General features: G+C 72.5%; 16 protein-coding genes. 11 read left to right on the plus strand and 5 right to left on the minus strand.

What is annotated here, in order from left to right; genetic code table 11:
- The first annotated feature begins 179 nt into the window (after positions 1-179).
- Entirely contained in the window at positions 180-1,415 is a 1,236-nt protein-coding gene (locus ACH5AC_RS18450; RefSeq protein ID WP_398862932.1) for a glycoside hydrolase family 10 protein, read from the plus strand.
- Position 1,416: 1 nt separating this feature from the next.
- On the opposite strand, the gene ACH5AC_RS18455 is transcribed toward ACH5AC_RS18450, so the two are convergent.
- Positions 1,417-1,614 (minus strand): DUF1918 domain-containing protein, encoded by a 198-nt coding sequence (locus ACH5AC_RS18455; RefSeq protein WP_398862933.1) that lies wholly within the window; start codon positions 1,612-1,614, stop codon positions 1,417-1,419.
- A gap of 91 nt (positions 1,615-1,705) precedes the next feature.
- Positions 1,706-2,626, minus strand: a complete 921-nt coding sequence (locus tag ACH5AC_RS18460; RefSeq protein WP_398862934.1) for a DMT family transporter — start codon at positions 2,624-2,626, stop codon at positions 1,706-1,708.
- Between ACH5AC_RS18460 and ACH5AC_RS18465 the strand changes: the two genes are divergently transcribed.
- The 3 genes from ACH5AC_RS18465 to ACH5AC_RS18475 all read left to right on the plus strand — a co-directional run bounded on the left by ACH5AC_RS18465 (position 2,625) and on the right by ACH5AC_RS18475 (position 7,354).
- Positions 2,625-4,079 (plus strand): PLP-dependent aminotransferase family protein, encoded by a 1,455-nt coding sequence (locus ACH5AC_RS18465; RefSeq protein WP_398862935.1) that lies wholly within the window; start codon positions 2,625-2,627, stop codon positions 4,077-4,079. The two genes, ACH5AC_RS18460 and ACH5AC_RS18465, sit on opposite strands and share 2 nt — an antisense overlap.
- Positions 4,080-4,158: 79 nt before the next feature.
- A complete protein-coding gene (locus tag ACH5AC_RS18470; protein ID WP_398862937.1) occupies positions 4,159-4,728 on the plus strand; it encodes a histidine phosphatase family protein in 570 nt (189 codons plus the stop codon).
- A 154-nt stretch (positions 4,729-4,882) separates the two neighbouring features.
- Positions 4,883-7,354 (plus strand): alpha-L-arabinofuranosidase C-terminal domain-containing protein, encoded by a 2,472-nt coding sequence (locus tag ACH5AC_RS18475; RefSeq protein ID WP_398862938.1) that lies wholly within the window; start codon positions 4,883-4,885, stop codon positions 7,352-7,354.
- 46 nt (positions 7,355-7,400) lie between these two features.
- Here the strand turns inward: ACH5AC_RS18475 and ACH5AC_RS18480 are convergent, their stop codons facing one another.
- On the minus strand, positions 7,401-8,384 hold the full coding sequence (locus ACH5AC_RS18480) for a DUF5937 family protein (protein ID WP_398862940.1): 984 nt from the start codon (positions 8,382-8,384) through the stop codon (positions 7,401-7,403).
- Positions 8,385-8,439: 55 nt separating this feature from the next.
- Here ACH5AC_RS18480 and ACH5AC_RS18485 point away from each other — a divergent pair, with 55 nt between their 5' ends.
- The 7 genes from ACH5AC_RS18485 (at position 8,440) to ACH5AC_RS18515 (ending at position 15,376) form a co-directional block, all read left to right on the plus strand.
- Positions 8,440-9,699, plus strand: a complete 1,260-nt coding sequence (locus ACH5AC_RS18485; RefSeq protein WP_398862941.1) for an MFS transporter — start codon at positions 8,440-8,442, stop codon at positions 9,697-9,699.
- A gap of 95 nt (positions 9,700-9,794) precedes the next feature.
- Positions 9,795-10,268 (plus strand): carboxymuconolactone decarboxylase family protein, encoded by a 474-nt coding sequence (locus tag ACH5AC_RS18490; protein ID WP_398862942.1) that lies wholly within the window; start codon positions 9,795-9,797, stop codon positions 10,266-10,268.
- Positions 10,269-10,393: 125 nt separating this feature from the next.
- Entirely contained in the window at positions 10,394-11,422 is a 1,029-nt protein-coding gene (argC, locus tag ACH5AC_RS18495; RefSeq protein ID WP_398862943.1) for an N-acetyl-gamma-glutamyl-phosphate reductase, read from the plus strand.
- Between the two features lie 121 nt (positions 11,423-11,543).
- Positions 11,544-12,695, plus strand: coding sequence for a bifunctional glutamate N-acetyltransferase/amino-acid acetyltransferase ArgJ (gene argJ, locus ACH5AC_RS18500; protein ID WP_398862944.1), 1,152 nt, complete (start codon positions 11,544-11,546; stop codon positions 12,693-12,695).
- Entirely contained in the window at positions 12,692-13,630 is a 939-nt protein-coding gene (gene argB, locus ACH5AC_RS18505; protein WP_398862945.1) for an acetylglutamate kinase, read from the plus strand. The genes argJ and argB overlap by 4 nt, the downstream gene beginning before the upstream one ends.
- The gene (locus ACH5AC_RS18510; protein ID WP_398862947.1) at positions 13,627-14,823 is read left to right on the plus strand and encodes an acetylornithine transaminase; all 1,197 of its coding nucleotides are present in this window, start codon (positions 13,627-13,629) and stop codon (positions 14,821-14,823) included. The genes argB and ACH5AC_RS18510 overlap by 4 nt, the downstream gene beginning before the upstream one ends.
- A gap of 7 nt (positions 14,824-14,830) precedes the next feature.
- A complete protein-coding gene (locus ACH5AC_RS18515; protein ID WP_398862948.1) occupies positions 14,831-15,376 on the plus strand; it encodes an arginine repressor in 546 nt (181 codons plus the stop codon).
- 77 nt (positions 15,377-15,453) lie between these two features.
- Here the strand turns inward: ACH5AC_RS18515 and ACH5AC_RS18520 are convergent, their stop codons facing one another.
- A complete protein-coding gene (locus ACH5AC_RS18520; protein ID WP_398862949.1) occupies positions 15,454-16,275 on the minus strand; it encodes an FAD:protein FMN transferase in 822 nt (273 codons plus the stop codon).
- Positions 16,268-17,011 carry an FMN-binding protein gene (locus ACH5AC_RS18525; protein WP_398862950.1) on the minus strand — a complete coding sequence of 248 codons (744 nt, stop codon included), beginning with the start codon at positions 17,009-17,011 and terminating at the stop codon, positions 16,268-16,270. Before ACH5AC_RS18525 ends, ACH5AC_RS18520 begins: the two co-directional genes overlap by 8 nt.
- Positions 17,012-17,018: the final 7 nt, after the last annotated feature.

Below are 17,018 nucleotides of genomic sequence, written 5' to 3' on the forward strand. Positions count from 1 at the left end.
CGTTCCCTTCGCTGCTGCGCTATCCCGGCTGTGCGAGGCAGGCCCTCCGGGGTGCGGCACGCCTGCTCCGATCGTGCACGTTACTAGCAAGTATCGATGATCGATCACCGGGGGCGGGCATGCTGGGCGCGGGCGCGATCCGTGACCGGACGGATCCGACGAGTTTCAGGGGTGTGGGCATGGGGCGACTGACCCGACGGGCGTTCGCGCTGGCGGCGCTGACGGCGGTCTCGACGACGGGCTCGGCGGCCACCGCGTCACCGTCCGCCGCGCGCCACCCGAGGGCCGAGCCGGCCGAGATGCGCGGCATGTGGATCGCGACCGTCGCCAACCGCGACTTCCCCTCCCTTGCCGGACTGACCGCCGCCGAGCAGCGCGCCGAGCTCGTCTCCTGGCTGGATCTCGCCGTACGCATGCGGCTGAACACCGTGATCCTCCAGGTGCGGCCCACCGCCGACGCCCTGTGGCCCTCCCCGTACGAGCCCTGGTCGCAGGTCCTGACCGGCACCCAGGGCAAGGCCCCGGGCTGGGACCCGCTGGGCACGGCCGTGCAGGAGGCGCACGCCCGCGGCCTCGAACTGCACGCCTGGTTCAACCCGTACCGGATCGCCAACCACGCCGACCCGACCAGGCTGGTCGCCTCGCACCCCGCCCGCCGCTACCCCGAGTGGGTGGTGCCGTACGCCGGGAAGCTCTACTACAACCCCGGCCTGCCGGAGGTGCGCGCTTTCGTGCAGGACGCGATCCTGGACGCCGTCCGCAAGTACCCGGTCGACGCCGTGCACTTCGACGACTACTTCTACCCGTATCCGGTGGCCGGCCAGACCTTCGACGACACCGACGCCTACGACCGGTACGGCGGCGACCACTCCAGCCGGGCCGCCTGGCGACGCGCCAACGTCGACAGGCTGGTGCTGGAGATGGCCGCGCGGATCAAGGCGGTGCGGCCCACCACCCAGTTCGGGATCAGCCCCTTCGGGGTGTGGCGCAACATCGGCACCGACCCGCGCGGCTCGGACACCCGGGCGCTCCAGTCGTACGACGACATCTACGCCGACAGCCGCAGGTGGGTGCGTGAGGGCTGGCTGGACTACATCTGTCCGCAGCTGTACTGGAACATCGGCCTCTCCACCGCCGACTACGCCAGGCTGGTGCCCTGGTGGGCGGAGGTGGCGAAGGGCAGCAGCACCCGGCTCTACCTGGGTGAGGCCCTCTACAAGGCGGGGGACCCGGCGCAGCCCGCGGCCTGGCAGGACCCGGCCGAGCTGTCCCGGCACCTCACGCTCGCCGACGGCCACCCGCAGGCGCGCGGACATGTCTTCTTCTCCGCCCGCGAAGTGCGGGACGACCGGATCGGGGCCATGGCACGGGTCGTCGCCGACCACTACCCGCGGCCGGCGAAGCCCCCGCGCTGATCTACTGCTGTTCCTTGTCGCGGTGCCGGACCTCGCAGTCGGGGCCCGGGGACATGACGGCCTCGTGGCCGTCGGGGAAGCGGACGCGGTAGGGCGGGTTGCCCTGCTCGCCCATCACCTCGACGACTTCCGAGATCTGGTCGTGCTGGCCCACCACCCTGCCGTGCTGGACCAGCTGGTCGCCCACCGATGCGCGCATCTGACGGCCTCCTCAGGATGTGCCGGAGCAGCTCCGTGGATTTCGAGTCTACGGCGCGGTGGCCTGCCGGGAACGGGCCGTTCGGGCCCCGTCAGCCGCGGGACCGCTGGGTGACCGCGATACAGACCAGCACCGCCGCGGCCGTCAGCGGGGCGGCCGCCGTCAGGTGCTCACCGAGCAGCAGCACCGACCACACCAGTGTGAGCAGCGGCTGCGCCAACTGCAACTGACTGGCCTTCGGGATGCCGATCGCCGCCATGCCCCGGTACCAGACGACCAGGCCCAGGAACTGCGAGCCCGCCGCCACCCACAGCACCCCGGCCACGCTGTGCGCGGTCAGCCGTACGGGTTCGTGGGCGAGCGCCAGCGCGGCGGCCGGGAGGGTCAGCGGCAGGCACAGCACCAGCGCCCAGCCGATGACCTGCCACCCCGGCATCACCCGGGCCAGCCGCCCGCCCTCGGTGTACCCGGCCGCGCACACCAGCAGCGCGCCGAACAGATACAGGTCGGCGGTGGTCAACGCGCCGCCGCTCTGCCGCACGGTGAACACGCCCACCGCGGCGGCGCCCGCGAGGGCCGCCAGCCAGAAGGTGCGCGACGGCCGGGTGCCCATGCGCAGGGCGGACAGCAGAGCGGTCGTCAGGGGCAACAGACCGACCACGACGGCGGCGTGCGCGGTGGTCGACGTCTGCAGCGCGAGTGTCGTCAGCTGCGGGAAGCCCAGCACCACTCCGGCGGCCACCACCGCGAGCCCCGGCCAGTGCCGCCGCGCCGGCAGCGGCACGCGCAGAGCGAGGAGACAGCCGCCGGCCATCAGCGCGGCCAGCACGCTGCGCACGGCCACCAGCGACCAGGGGCCGAAACCCTCCAGACCCCAGGCGGTGGCCGGGAAGGTGAGGGAGAAGGCGACGACGCCGAGCGCGGCCTGAAGGGTGCCGCCCAGCCGTGACGCCGGATGGGAGGTGCCGACCGCTATCCGGGATGAGGCAATAGCGCTACTCTCTGTCTTCATGCAAGAGCGTAGCAGCGTGAACGACCTGGCGAATCAGCTGCGACAGGAACTGGACCGCTACTCTCCGGGTGGAAAGCTCCCGTCGAGCCGGGCCCTCGTCGAGCGCTTCCGGGTGAGCCCCGTGACCGTCTCCCGCGCCCTGGCCCAGCTCGCCGCCGAGGGCCTGGTCGTCACCCGCCCCGGCGCCGGTGCCTTCCGCGCCCGGCCCCGTGACCGGGCCGCACCGCAGGGCGACACCTCCTGGCAGGAGGTCGCGCTCAGCGCCGACGGCGCCGCCGACCTCGTACCGCGCTCGGTGGACGCCACCGGGGTCACGGTGTCGCTGGCCGCACCGCCGCCCGGGGTGATCGAGTTCAACGGGGGCTATCTGCACCCCTCGCTGCAACCGGAGCGCGCCATGGCCGCCGCGCTGGCGCGGGCCGGGCGGCGCCCCGGGGCCTGGGGGCGGCCGCCCATGGAGGGGCTGCCGGAGCTGCGGGAGTGGTTCGCCCGGCAGATCGGCGGGGGCGTGAGCGGCGCCGAGGTACTGGTGAGCGCCGGCGGCCAGTCCGCCCTGACCACCGCACTGCGCGCCCTCGCCCCGCCCGGCGCGCCCGTCCTCGTCGAGTCGCCGACCTACCCCGGCATGCTCGCCATCGCCCGCTCGGCCGGCCTGCGCCCGGTCCCCGTCCCGGTCGACCCGGACGGCGTGAAGCCCGCCCTGCTCGCCGGCGCCTTCCGGGCCACCGGCGCCCGGGTGTTCGTCTGCCAGCCGCTCTTCCAGAACCCCACCGGCGCCGTCCTCGCCCCCGCACGGCGCGCCGAGGTGCTGCGCATCGCCCGAGACGCCGGCGCCTTCGTCGTGGAGGACGACTTCGTACGGCGGCTCGCGCACGAGGACGCCGGGCCGCTGCCGCGCCCGCTGGCCGCCGACGACCCCGACGGGGTGGTCGTGCACGTGGCCTCCCTGACCAAGGCGACCTCGCCGAGCTTCCGGGTCAGCGCGCTGGCCGCCCGCGGGCCTGTCCTGGAGCGGCTGCGCGCGATCCAGGTCGTCGACCTGTTCTTCGTGCCCCGGCCCCTTCAGGAGGCCACCCTCGAACTCGTCGGCTCGCCCGCCTGGCCACGCCATCTGCGCACCGTCGCCGCCGAGCTGAGGGCCCGCCGCGACGCAATGACGGCCGCCCTGCGGCTGCGGCTGCCGGAACTCGCCCTCCCGCACATCCCGTCCGGCGGCTACCACCTGTGGCTGCGGCTGCCCGACGGCACGGACGAGGGCGCGTTGACGGCGGCCGCGTTGCGCGCGGGCGTCGCCCTCACCCCGGGGCGCCCGTACTTCAGCGCCGAACCCCCGGCCGCGCACGTCCGGTTGAGCTTCGCGGCCGTCGCCGGGGAGAGCGAGATCGCCGAGGGCGTACGACGGCTGCGGGCAGCCTGCGACGAGGTACTCGGCGCTCCGCGGGGAGCGCCGTGACCTCAGGGAGTGAAGAACTCTCGGTAACTCCGAGGCAACACCCCTTGACCTGCGTACTCTCGGGGCTCACCATCCACGCATGTCACTTCGGGTCACGTTCGTCGCAGCCGCGCGCAGCACTCCTCTGCTCGCCGAGCGCTTCGAGGACGACCGGCCGCTGGACCAGGCGGGCTGGGAGGAGGTGCAGCGCGCGGCGGGCGGGCTGATCCCGCTGGCCGCGGCCGAGTTGCGCTACTGCTCGCCGACCCCGCGCAGCCGCGCGACCGGCGACGCGCTCGGCTACGGGCCGCTGGTGCAGCTCGCCCTGCGCGACTGCGACATGGGCCGCTGGCGCGGCCTCACCCTGGGTGAGGCGATGGCCCGCGAGCCGGAGGCGGTGGACTCCTGGCTGGCCGACCCGCGCTCCACCCCGCACGGTGGCGAGTCGCTGATCGCGTTCATCTCGCGGGTCGGCGGCTGGCTCGACACCCGTCCGGTCGGGGGCGGTGGCCGGATCGTGGCGGTGGCGGAGCCGTCGGTGATCCGGGCAGCGCTGGTCTACGCGCTGAAGGCCCCGCCGGCGACGTACTGGAACATCGACGTGCGGCCGCTCTCGACGAGCACGGTGACGGGCCGGGGCGGGCGCTGGAACCTGCGGTTCGACGGGTAGAGCTCCGCGCGTGGGGCTGTTTTCCGCCAAGCCGCGGGCCGTGTGTGGCTGGTCGCGCAGTTCCCCGCGCCCCTTCTGTGGCCCTATCTTGCGTTCGAAGTGCTGACCAATGTCCGATATTCCGAACGTCTTAGCAGAGAGCCGCGGAGCATCCATGTCACGCACCCGCTGGAGACTCGGTCTCAGCGTCACCGCCCTGCTGGTCGCCTCGGCCGCGCTGCCCGCCCCCGCGCAGGCCGCCGTCACCGACTACACGATCACCGTCGATCCGTCCGCCCAAGGCGCGACGATCGCCGACACGATGTACGGCGTCTTCTTCGAGGACATCAACCGGGCCGCGGACGGCGGCCTGTACGCCGAACTCGTGCAGAACCGGTCCTTCGAGTACTCGACCGCCGACAACCGCTCCTACACCCCGCTGACCTCATGGGCGGTCGACGGCACGGCCCAGGTGGTCGACGACGCCGGCCGCCTCAACGAGCGCAACCGCACCTACCTCTCCCTGGGCGCCGACTCGGCCGTCACCAACGCCGGGTACAACACCGGCATCCGGGTCGAGAAGGGCAAGAGGTACGACTTCTCGGTGTGGGCCCGCGCCGAGAACGGCACCACCCTCACCGTCTCCCTCCAGGACGCCCCCGGCACGCTGGCCACCGCCCGCCAGGTCGCGGTCAAGGGCGGCTGGGCACAGTACAAGGCCACCTTCACGGCCACCCGCACCAGCAGCTACGGCCGCCTCACCGTCGCCGCCTCCGCCCCTGCCGCCCTCGACATGGTGTCGCTGTTCCCGCGCGACACCTACAAGGGCCAGCCGAACGGCCTGCGCAAGGACCTCGCCGAGAAGATCGAGGCCCTCAGGCCCGGCTTCGTCCGCTTCCCCGGCGGCTGCCTGGTCAACACCGGCTCCATGCAGGACTACAGCGAGGCAAGCGGCTGGCAGCGCGCCCGCTCCTACCAGTGGAAGGACACCGTCGGCCCGGTCGAGGAGCGCGCCACCAACGCCAACTTCTGGGGCTACAACCAGAGCTACGGCCTCGGCTACTACGAGTACTTCCGCCTCTCCGAGGACATCGGCGCCATGCCGCTGCCCGTCGTCCCCGCCCTCGTCACCGGATGCGGCCAGAACCGTGCCGTCGACGACGAGGCGCTGCTGGAGCGGCACATCCAGGACACCCTCGACCTCATCGAGTTCGCGCGCGGCCCGGCCACCTCCACCTGGGGCAAGGTCCGCGCCGAGATGGGCCACCCCAAGCCCTTCCGCCTCACCCACATCGAGGTCGGCAACGAGGAGAACCTGCCGAACGAGTTCTTCGCCCGCTTCCAGAAGTTCCGGGCCGCCATCGAGGCGAAGCACCCGGACATCACCGTCGTCTCCAACTCCGGCCCGGACGACACGGGCACGACCTTCGACACCCTCTGGAAGCTCAACCGCGAGTCGGGCGTCGCCATGGTCGACGAGCACTACTACAACAGCCCCCAGTGGTTCCTCCAGAACAACGACCGCTACGACTCCTACGACCGCGGCGGCCCGAAGGTCTTCCTCGGCGAGTACGCCTCCCAGGGCAACGCCTGGAGGAACGGCCTCGCCGAGGCCGCCTTCATGACCGGCCTGGAGCGCAACGCGGACATCGTCCGGCTCGCCTCCTACGCGCCGCTGTTCGCCAACGAGGACTATGTGCAGTGGCGCCCGGACCTGGTCTGGTTCAACAACCACGCCTCCTGGAACTCGGCCAACTACGAGGTCCAGAAGCTGTTCATGACCAACACCGGCGACCGGGTCGTCCCGTCGCGGGCCAGCGGCACACCGGACGTCAGCGGCCCGATCACCGGCGCCATCGGCCTGTCCACCTGGGCGACCAGCGCCGCGTACGACGACGTGTCGGTCACGGCGGCCGACGGCAGCGCCCTGTTCGGTGACGACTTCGGCGGCGACGCCTCGCGGTGGAACCACACCGGCGGCGGCAGCTGGAGCGTCCAGGACGGGCAGTACGTCCAGACCGACGAGGCCGCCGAGAACACCATGGTCCAGGCCGGCGACCCGAGCTGGCACGACTACGACCTGCAGGTGAAGGCCACCAAGCGGTCCGGCAAGGAAGGCTTCCTCGTCGCGTTCGGCGTCCAGGACACCGGCAACTACTACTGGTGGAACCTGGGCGGCTGGAACAACACCCAGTCCGCCGTCGAACAGGCCAGGGACGGCGGCAAGTCGACGCTGATCTCCAAGGCCGGGACGATCGAGACGGGCCGCGCCTACGACATCGACATCAAGGTACGGGGCCGCCAGGTGACCCTCTACCTCGACGGCCAGGAGTGGGGCGGCTTCACCGACAGCAAGCCGGCCGAGCCCTTCCGCCAGGTCGTCACCGAGGACCGGCGGACCGGCGAGCTGATCGTCAAGGTCGTCAACGCCCAGGAGGCGAACGCCCGTACGACGATCGACCTCGGCCGCGCCAAGGTCGGCTCCAGCGCGCGCGTGACCACGCTGGCGGCCGCTGCGGACGCGGTGAACACGGAGACGAACACGCCGGTGACCCCGGTGACATCGACGTTCGACGGGGTGTCCGCGAAGTTCACGTACACCTTCCCCGCGAACTCGGTGACCTTCCTGCGGATCAAGAAGGGGTAGGCGGGGCGGCGGGTCGTCGCAGAGGCGGCCCGCCGCTCGACGGAGCTCAGCACCGCGCCGCTTCCACCAGCGTTTCCCCGGCGCTGGTGCGGGCGTACAGGACCTGGCGGCCCGAGCGGTGGGCGCTGACCAGGCCCGCCGTGCGCAGCGCCGTGAGGTGCTGGGAGACCCCGCCGGGGGTGAGGCCGGTGCGGGCGGCGAGGTCGGTGGTGGAGGCGGGGGTGGCCAGTTCCGTCAGGAGGGTCGCTCGGGAGCGTCCCACCACCCCGGCCAGTGCCTCCGGGACCGGGACCGGGCGGGAGTGCCAGAGGGCGCCGACACCCCGGGGCGGGTAGCGCAGGGACGGCTGCCACGGCTCGTTCAGCACGGAGAACACGCGCGGCCAGACGAAGGCGGACGGCACCAGCAGCAGGCCCCGGCCGTCCAGCCGCCGTGTGCCGCGTACGGTGCGGTGGGCCAGGTGCAGGGTGGCGCCCGCCCAGCTGACCTGGGAGTCGAGGTCGGCGAAGAGGTGCTGGGTGCCGCCCTGGACCAGGCGGTCCGCGCGATAGCGGATGTCGTTCTCCAACAGGGTGAGCACGCGCGGCCAGTAAGGGGCCAGGGCCAGCTCCCAGTAGGTCTCGATCAGCTCCGTCAGCCGCCCCAGCTCGCCCTTGGGGTCCGCCCGCAGCGCGGCCACGCGCGCGGCCGGTACCTCGGCCGACGTCCGCAGCAGCTCCGGGGGAGTGGCCCGCACCGTGGCCAGCTCCACCGCCAGCGTGGGCAGGGGTGTCGTGGGCGGCGGGCAGATGAAGCCCGGGATACGGCCCGACCAGGGCGAACGCGTCGGCACGGGCACCAGATCGAACAGCGGGGCGAGGTCGACGCCCGAGGCGGCCAGCCGGGGCCGTACCCGCTCCGCCCAGGCCCGGTGCAGACCCTGCTCGTCGGCGCCCTTGAGCACCCGTACGCTCGCCACCACCTCCCACAGCGGGGACAGCGCGAACCGCGTGCGGGCGATGTCCTCCGTGCCGAACTCGATCTCGATCATTCAGCCCAGGCTAAATCAATACCGCCCGCTGTCCGGAGACTCGCACCGTACGGGCATGACCCCACCACCACCGGGCTCCCCCTGGCGGCTGCCCGCCTTCCGCGCGCTCTTCGCGGCCAGTGCCCTCAGCCACCTCGGCACCAGCATCGGCTACGTCGCGCTCCCGCTGCTCGCCGTCACCGTCCTCGACGCGGGCCCCGGGCAGGCGGGCGCGCTGGCCGCGCTGTCGACGGCCGCGTTCCTGCTCATCGGGCTGCCCGCGGGCGCGTGGGTGGACCGGCTGTCCGGCCGCAGGGTCCTGGTCGTCGCGGACGCGGCCCGCGCCGCGCTGCTCGCCTCCGTGCCCGTGGCCTGGTGGCTGGACGCCCTGACCCTGCCCCAGCTGTACGCCGTGGCCCTGCTCAACGGCTGCGCCACCGTTTTCTTCGACATCGGCTCGCAGAGCGTGCTGCCCGCGCTGGTGGGCCGTGAGCGTCTGGTGCGGGCGAACGCCGCGATCGTGAGCCTGATGGCCGGCGCCAACATCGCCGGGCGCGGTGCCGGCGGCTTCCTGGTCCAACTGGCCACGGCACCCCTGGCCCTGGCGGCCGGTGCCCTCGCGTACTTCGCCTCGGCCCTCGGGCTGACCCGGGTCGACCGGCGTGCGGCACCAGGGCCCGCCCAGCGTCGGCTGCGCGCCGAGGTCGCTGAAGGGCTGCGGCACGTGCTGCGCAGCGGGGAACTGCGCGCCCTCGCGGCCACCGCGACGCTCGCCAACCTCGGCGCGCAGATGGTCAACGCCATGCTTCCCGTGCTGTTCACCCGTGAGCTGGGCCTGCCGGCCGGGGCGCTCGGCCTGTACTGGGCGGCCGGCGGCGTGGGCCTCCTGCTCGGGGCCGCCTGCGCCCGCCACCTCGCGAGCCGCCTCGGTCATGGCCGGGCCCTGGCCCGCGTGGGGCTGTGGTGCGCTCCGGCGGGGCTGGCGGTCGCGCTGGTCGGACGGGGGCCGTGGCTGTGGATCGCCGGCGCCGCCTGGCTGGTCGTCATGGCGAAGACCGGGATCGACAACGTCCTCGGCGTCACCCTGCGCCAGCACCTCACCCCCGATGCCCTCCTCGGCCGTATGAACGCCACCTTCCGCTTCCTGCTCACCGGCGCCCTCGCCATCGGCTCCACGCTGGCCGGCGTCATCGGCGAGCTGCTGGACGTCCGCACCGCGGTGTGGACCGGCGCGGCATGCCTGGCCTGCGCGTTCCTCCCGGTCTTCCGCTCCCCGCTCCGTACGCTCAGAAGCCTCCCGGCCACGCCTCCCGCAGTGGCTCGGACCGCGACCTGAGGCCAAGGAGACGCACGTCACACCCGCCCCTGTCACATCTCGCCGGTCCTCGCTGTCAGAGATGTGCAACGTGCCGCCACGACAGAGGAGTTCGCATGGACGCCCGCCTGAACATCTTCGGCAACCCGCTCGCGGCCCGGCTCATGAAGCAGCTCAACTCGGTCGGGAGGACGGTCACGGAGTCACCGCTGCCGCCCGCGACCCAGGAGCTGGTGAAGATCCGCGCCAGCCAGATCAACGGCTGCGGCTGCTGCCTCGACATGCACACCAAGGAGGCGGCCGCCGCCGGGGAGGACTCCCTGCGCCTGAACCTGATCGCGGCCTGGCGGGAGGCCACGGTCTTCACCGAGGCCGAGCGCGCCGCCCTGGAGCTGACGGAACAGGGCACCCGCATCGCCGACGCGGCCGGCGGCGTCACCGACGAGGCATGGGAGAACGCCGCCAAGCACTACGACGAGGACCAACTGGTCGCCCTGGTGTCCCTGATCGCCCTCATCAACACCTACAACCGCCTGAACGTCATCGTCCGCAACCCGGCCGGCGGCTACGAGGTCGGCCAGTACGCGTAGCAGTCCCCCTCCGCCCACCCCGAGCCCGGAGCCCGGCGCCACACGCGTCGGCCTCCGGGCTCTCTTCGCGCATTGCATAAAAGTGCGGCGAAACGTATAGTCATGCCATCCAGGAGGAGGAGTCCATGGCGGTACGTGCGGCAGTGGCCGGAGCGAGTGGGTACGCGGGTGGCGAGGTGCTGCGTCTGCTGCTCGCGCACCCCGAGGTCGAGATCGGCGCGCTGACCGGCAACTCCAACGCCGGCCAGAAGCTGGGCGCGCTGCAGCCGCATCTGCTGCCGCTGGCCGACCGCGTGCTGGAGGAGACCGCCGCCGAGGTGCTCGCCGGTCACGACGTCGTGTTCCTCGCCCTGCCCCACGGCCAGTCCGCCGCCGTCGCCGAGCAGCTCGGCCCGGACGTCCTGGTCGTCGACATGGGCGCCGACTTCCGGCTGAAGGACGCGGCCGACTGGGAGAAGTTCTACGGCTCGCCGCACGCCGGCACCTGGCCCTACGGCCTCCCCGAACTGCCGGGCGGCCGCGCCGCGCTGGAGGGGTCCAAGCGCATCGCGGTCCCCGGTTGCTACCCCACCGCCGTCACCCTCGCGCTCTTCCCGGCCTGCGCCGCCGGGCTCGCCGGGCCCGAGGCCGTGATCGTCGCCGCCTCCGGCACCTCCGGCGCGGGCAAGGCGCCCAAGCCGCACCTCCTGGGCAGCGAGGTCATGGGGTCCATGTCGCCGTACGGCGTCGGGGGACTGCACCGGCACACCCCCGAGATGATCCAGAACCTCAGCGCGGCGGCCGGCGAGCGGGTCGCCGTCTCCTTCACACCGACCCTCGCGCCCATGCCCCGCGGCATCCTCGCCACCTGCAGCGCCCGGGCCGCCGACGGCGTCACCGCCGAGTCGCTGCGCACCGCCTACGAGAAGGCGTACGCCGACGAGCCCTTCGTCCACCTGCTGCCCGAGGGCCGGTGGCCCGCCACGGCGTCCGTCCACGGCTCCAACGCCGTTCAGGTGCAGGTCGCGTACGACGAGGCCGTCCACCGCGTCATCGCCATCAGCGCCATCGACAACCTGACCAAGGGCACCGCGGGCGGCGCCGTACAGAGCATGAACATCGCCCTGGGTCTCGACGAGACCACCGGCCTTACGACGATCGGAGTCGCGCCGTGAGCGACGCGCGTGCAGCCGCCGGGCGGCAGACGACTGGGGGTACCTCCCAGGCCCTTGAGGCACTGGGGGAGAAAGCCGCACCGCTGCGCTGCACGGGCGGAGAAGCGAACAAGGAGATGCAGTGAGTGTGACGGCAGCAAAGGGATTCACGGCGGCGGGCATCGCCGCCGGGATCAAGGAGAACGGCAACCCCGACCTGGCCCTCGTGGTCAACGACGGGCCCCGCCGCGCCGCCGCCGGCGTCTTCACCTCCAACCGCGTCAAGGCCGCCCCCGTCGTGTGGTCCGAGCAGGTCCTCAAGAGCGGCCAGGTCTCCGTGGTCGTCCTCAACTCCGGTGGCGCCAACGCCTGTACGGGCCCCAAGGGCTTCCAGGACACCCACGCCACCGCCGAGAAGGCCGCCGAGGTGCTGGGCCGCGGCGCCATCGAGGTCGCCGTCTGCTCCACCGGCCTCATCGGCGTCCTGCTCCCGATGGACAAGCTTCTCCCGGGCGTCGAGACGGCCGCCGCCCAGCTCTCCGAGCACGGCGGCGAGAAGGCCGCCATCGCCATCAAGACCACCGACACCGTCCACAAGACCTCCGTCGTCACCAAGGACGGCTGGACCGTCGGCGGCATGGCCAAGGGCGCGGGCATGCTCGCCCCCGGCCTCGCCACCATGCTGGTCGTCCTCACCACGGACGCCGCCGTCGAAAGCGACGTACTGGACCGGGCGCTGCGCGCCGCCACCAAGGTCACCTTCGACCGTGTCGACTCCGACGGCTGCATGTCCACCAACGACACCGTCCTGCTGCTCGCCTCCGGCTCCTCCGGCATCACCCCCGAGTACGAGGAGTTCGCCGACGCCGTACGGGCCGTCTGCGACGACCTCGGTCAGCAACTGATCCGTGACGCCGAGGGCGCCAGCAAGGACATCAAGGTCGAGGTGGTCAACGCCGCGACCGAGGACGACGCCGTCGAGGTGGGCCGCTCCATCGCCCGCAACAACCTCCTCAAGTGCGCCATCCACGGCGAGGACCCCAACTGGGGCCGCGTCCTGTCCGCGATCGGCACCACGAAGGCCGCCTTCGAGCCCGACCGGCTGAACGTCGCCATCAACGGCGTCTGGGTGTGCAAGAACGGCGGCGTCGGCGAGGACCGGGACAAGGTCGACATGCGCTACCGCGAGGTGCACATCGTGGCGGACCTCGCCGCCGGGTCCGAGACCGCCACCATCTGGACCAACGACCTCACCGCCGACTACGTCCACGAGAACAGCGCGTATTCGTCATGAGCACTACTCGTAAGCACACCGCCCTGCCCAAGGCCCAGATCCTCATCGAGGCGCTGCCCTGGCTGGTCCGGCACAACGGCAGGACCGTCGTGATCAAGTTCGGCGGCAACGCCATGGTCGACGAGGAGCTGAAGGCCGCGTTCGCGCAGGACGTCGTGTTCCTGCACCACGCGGGGCTCAAGCCCGTCGTCGTGCACGGCGGTGGCCCCCAGATCAGCGCCGCCCTGGACAAGCACGGCATCGTCAGCGAGTTCAAGGCCGGGCTCCGGGTCACCACCGAGGACGCCATGGACGTCGTACGGATGGTGCTGGCCGGACAGGTCCAGCGGGAACTCGTCGGGCTGCTCAACCAGCACGGGCCGCTCGCCATCGGACTGACCGGCGAGGACGCGCACACCATCACCGCCACCAAGCACCAGCCCGAGATCGACGGCGAGTTGATCGACATCGGGCGGGTCGGCGAGATCACCGACATCGACACCGGCGCGATCGAGGCACTGCTCGCGGACGGCCGTATCCCGGTCGTCTCCTCGATCGCCCGCAGCCAGGACGACGGACATGTCTACAACGTCAATGCTGATACGGCGGCTGCGGCACTCGCTGCTGCTCTGGGCGCCGAGACCCTCATGGTCCTCACCGACGTCGAGGGCCTCTACGAGGACTGGCCGAACTCCGACGAGGTGATCAGCCGCCTCACCGCCTCCCAGCTGGAGAAGCTGCTGCCGGAGCTGTCCTCCGGCATGGTGCCGAAGATGGAGGGCTGCCTGCACGCCGTCCGTAACGGCGTGAACACCGCCCGCGTCATCGACGGCCGGGTCCAGCACTCGATCCTGCTGGAGATCTTCACCGACGAAGGCATCGGCACGATGGTCGTGCCCGACGAGAAGTCCGACCGACAGCCTGACGAACTGCCGGACGAACAGGGGGAGTCATGAGCAACCAGGAGCTGACCGCGCGGTGGCAGGGCGCGCTCATGAACAACTACGGCACCCCCCGGCTGCCCCTGGTGCGCGGCGAGGGCCTGAAGGTGTGGGACGCCGAGGGCCGCGAGTACCTCGACTTCGTCGGCGGTATCGCCACCAACGCGCTCGGCCACGCCCACCCGGCGATCGTCGAGGCGGTGAGCCGGCAGATCGGCTCCCTCGGCCACATCTCCAACTTCTTCATGGCCGAGCCGACCGTCGCCCTCGCCGAGCGGCTGCTGCAGCTCTTCGGCCGCGACGGCCGGGTCTTCTTCTGCAACTCCGGCGCCGAGGCCAACGAGGCCGCCTTCAAGATCGGCCGGCTGACCGGCCGCACCCACGTCGTCGCCACCGACGGCGGCTTCCACGGCCGGACGATGGGCGCCCTCGCCCTGACCGGACAGCCCGCCAAGCGGGACCCCTTCCTGCCGCTGCCCGGCGACGTCACGCATGTCCCGTACGGCGACGCGCAGGCGCTGGCCGCTGCGGTGACCGAGGACACCGCCCTCGTCATCATCGAGCCGATCCAGGGCGAGAACGGGGTCGTGGTGCCCCCGGCCGGGTATCTGAAGGCCGCGCGGGCGATCACGGCGGCGACGGGCGCCCTGCTCGTCCTCGACGAGGTGCAGACCGGCGTCGGGCGGACCGGGCACTGGTTCGCGTACCAGGCCCACGAGGGCGTCCTGCCCGACGTCGTCACCCTCGCCAAGCAGCTCGGCGGCGGGCTGCCGCTCGGCGCGACCGTCGCCTTCGGGCGGGCCGCCGAGCTGCTCCAGCCGGGCCAGCACGGTACGACCTTCGGCGGCAACCCCGTCGCCTGCGCGGCCGGGCTCGCCGTGCTGGACACCATCGCCGGCGAGGGGTTGCTGGAGAACGTCAAGCGGCAGAGCGAGAGGCTGCGGGACGGGATCGAGTCGCTGAACCACTCGTTGATCGACCGTGTCCGGGGTGCGGGTCTGCTCCTGGGTATCGTGCTCACCGAGCCCCTCGCGCCTCAGGCGCAGCAGGCGGCTCAGGAGGCCGGGTTCCTGGTGAACGCGCCCGCCCCTGACGTCATCCGCCTGATGCCGCCGCTGAACATCGGCGACGACGAGGTGGAGGCGCTGCTGCGGGCGCTGCCCGGTCTCCTCGACGCAGTGAGCGGGGACGGACGAGCCGGAGAATGAGACGACGATGAGCCACGCGCAGGACCATGAGCAGTCGGAGGCGGCCGGGCCGGCCGTGCCGCAGACGCGCACCGCACGGCACCGCCGGATCGTGGACATCCTCAACCGGCAGCCGGTGCGGTCGCAGAGCCAGCTGGCGAAGCTGCTCGCGGACGACGGGCTGAGCGTCACGCAGGCGACGCTCTCGCGGGATCTGGACGAGCTGAACGCGGTGAAGATCCGCAACACCGACGGGGACCTCATCTACGCGGTGCCGAGCGAGGGCGGTTTCCGCACGCCGCGCGCGCCGCTGGGAGAGTCGGCGAAGGAGGAGCGCATGCGGCGCCTCTCCCAGGAGCTGCTGATCTCCGCGGAGGCTTCGGCGAACCTCGTGGTCCTGCGTACCCCTCCGGGGGCGGCACAGTTCCTCGCGTCGGCCATCGACCAGGCGGAACTGCACGACATCCTCGGGACGATCGCCGGCGACGACACGCTGCTGCTGATCAGCCGGGATCCCACGGGCGGTCAGGCCCTCGCCGACCACTTGCTGCGGCTGGCCCAGAACGGCCACTGAGAGGGCGGTGTCGCTGTGTCCCGGGCGCTGGGGGCCGTGCGTGGCTGATCGCGCCGCTCCCTGCGCCCCTGGGTGGCTCAGCCCAGCCGTGCCGCCAAGCCGCCCGTGCAGCGGACCTCGTCGCCCGCCGTGATGAGGAGTGCTTCCACGTCGGGGAGGGTCTCCAGCCAGGCCAGACCTTCCCGCGAGCCCATCGCGAAGGCGGCGGTGGCCCAGCAGTCCACCCAGGTCAGGCGGGGGCCGACGACGGTCACCGCCACCAGGTCCGTCACCGCCGACTTCCCGGTCCGGGGGTCGACGATATGCGCCCCCCGCTCCGCCGTACCGGACGTCGCCACCGCCAGCTCGGGCACCCCGGCCGCGGACACCACCGCCGCCAGCCCACCCGGCCGCAGCGGATCCGAGACACCGACCCGCCAGGGCCGGTGAGGCCCCGGCAGGCCCAGCAGCTGCACATCCCCGCCGCCGTTGACGCTGACCCCGCTCACCCCGGCCACCGCGGCCAGCCCCCGCGCCGCCCGCTCCGCTGCCCACCCCTTGACGATCCCGGTCGGGTCCAGCCGCCCCTCGTAGCGCATGCTGAACCAGCCGCCGCTGACCCGCTCCGCCTCCGCGCCCAGCTCCAGCACCTCGGCCACCATCGGATCGCACGCCCCGACGGACAGCTCCCCGCGCACCAGCCGCGAGACCTGACTGTCCTCGCGGTAGGTGCTGAACACCTCGTCGACCCGGTGCAGCCCGGCCACCGCGGTCTCCAGCGCGGCCCGCACCGCCCCGGTCTCCCCGCCGCGCACGTCGAAGGAGAAGACCGTCCCCATGACCTCCTCCGCGTGCCGGACCGCGGCGGGCGCCTCCGCGGCCCCGCCGGACCCCCCGGACTCCGTCACCGTCTCAGCCACCGGCCTGGTCCAGCGCGGACTGCAGCGACTGCTTGTACCCGGTGCTGGTGAAGGTCGCCCCGGACACCGCGTCGATGTCCGCGCTGCCGGCCGTGACGGCCGCCTGGTTGAGCTTCGGCAGCGCGTTCGCCGTGATGGCCTGGTCCGGTGCCTGCACCGCCTCCGCCTGGGTGATCCGGCCGCCGTCGACGGTGATCCGCACCTGCACCGGCCCGTACTGGGTCTGCGCCACCGCCCCGGTGAACGTCCCGGACGCCTGCGCGGCACCGCCCCCGGCGCCCTGCTGGGCACCGGCGCTCGCGTTCGCCTTGTCGATCGCCGACTGCAGCGACTGCTTGTACCCGGTGCTCGTGTAGGTCGCCCCGGACACCATGTCGATCTCCGCGCTCTGCGCGGCGACCGTCGACTGGTTGAGCTTCGGCAGCGCGTTCGCCGTGATGGCCTGGTCCGGCGCCTGCACCGCCTCCGCCTGGGTGATCCGGCCGTTGCTGACGGTCAGCCGCACCTGCACGGCCCCGTACTGGGTCTGCGCCGCGTCGCCGGTGACCGTCCCGGCCGCGGCCCCGGCACCGCCCTGGGCGGACTCCTGTCCCGCCACCGACTGCCCCGGCGCACCGGCCGCCGCCGAGCCGGCGGCCGGGTCCGACGCCGGTTTCATCGACAGCAGCAGCACGATCCCGGAGACGGTCGCGGCGGTCGCGAGCATGACACGACGGACGGGGTGGCTCTTCCTCATCTGTTCC

This window comes from Streptomyces sp. NPDC018693 (assembly GCF_044391385.1).
GTDB lineage: Bacteria > Actinomycetota > Actinomycetes > Streptomycetales > Streptomycetaceae > Streptomyces.